The sequence below is a fragment of the Halorubrum sp. Atlit-28R genome, assembly GCF_003665955.1.
GTDB classification, from domain to species: domain Archaea; phylum Halobacteriota; class Halobacteria; order Halobacteriales; family Haloferacaceae; genus Halorubrum; species Halorubrum tropicale.
In genome coordinates, this window is sequence record NZ_QPLS01000111.1 from 1 (window position 1) to 558 (window position 558).

The 558-nt window shown below is 47.1% G+C and carries 1 protein-coding gene; it reads right to left on the bottom strand.

The annotated features are described in order from the left end of the window. Positions 1 to 127: 127 nt before the first annotated feature. A partial coding sequence (locus DVK06_RS18575) for a hypothetical protein (protein ID WP_233561795.1) occupies positions 128 to 558 on the bottom strand: 431 nt, incomplete at its 5' end.

A 558-nucleotide genomic window follows, 5' to 3' on the forward strand; every position in this document is an offset into this window, starting at 1 on the left:
TATCACCTTGCCATCGAAGGTGCGAAAGGCATCCACGAATTCGTCGAAGAAGCGCACAGCGGCAGCGCGAACATCATCATTCATTTCTCACCTCTCTTACCCGGTTTCTCTATGCTTACCGCAAAGCTCACCAGCGCCCTTGGGCAACTGGTTTCAGCGACATGTTAATTATCTTCATCGCTTTAAAATCATCGCTGGTGCAGGTTGGCACTATGTCGTATCCAAAATAATAATACGAGTGCCAAATACGTTTCGTTCTGCCTCTCGTAACAGAGGACACCAATAGATGACTTCCTTCCAGGCTTGTACATTCTCTAAATTCATAGGCGGCTTTTGACGTACTAGGTGAAGCAATCAACTTTTCATTATTTCGGCGAAAAGCGGGCTGTGCCCTGAGTATCAACACGTCAATGTCGAACGAATCGGCAGTTCCTTGCGTCAGTTGAATACGATAGTAAGGTCTTGGATAATGCGCTTTTTCAAGGTGCTCGCACTCTTTAGCGGCTTCGTGCTCTACCACGCCAGGAATCACCCTCAAATCTTTCTCGGGTAGGACAA